The following is a 362-nucleotide window of genomic DNA, read 5'->3' as shown; positions in this document are numbered from 1 at the left end:
CAGATAAAGGCTATCAGGGGATTTATGTGTTGTATCCGAATAGCCTGTTGTCATTAAAAGCCAAGAGACACTGTAAATTGGATCCTGAATTGAAAATCTATAATCAGGAAATCAATAAAAGAAGAATCGGAATTGAGCATGTATTTGGCAGCCTGAAAACCTTCAAAATCCTTGCTGAGCGTTATCGAAATAGAGGTAAAAGGCTTGGTTTGAGATTCAATTTAATCGCTGGAATCTACAACTTGGAACTGAGCAAAAAATGATTTATGAAAGAGGTCTATTTAAGTGATTAGTTCTTAAACTTTTATTTTTTATTTAATAGGACTTACGCACTGTTATTTATAGACTCTCTGTGGTAGCAG

At 34.3% G+C, this 362-nt stretch carries 1 protein-coding gene; it reads left to right on the top strand.

Annotation, left to right across the window (positions count from 1 at the left end; genetic code table 11):
- Positions 1-263, top strand: a 263-nt coding sequence (locus C8322_RS14635) for a transposase family protein (protein WP_146747342.1), incomplete at its 5' end; no start/stop codon positions are given.
- Positions 264-362 lie beyond the last annotated feature (99 nt).

The organism is Acinetobacter sp. SM1B, assembly GCF_003289665.1.
Taxonomy (GTDB): domain Bacteria; phylum Pseudomonadota; class Gammaproteobacteria; order Pseudomonadales; family Moraxellaceae; genus Acinetobacter; species Acinetobacter schindleri.
This window is presented reverse-complemented; position numbering and strand designations above follow the sequence as displayed.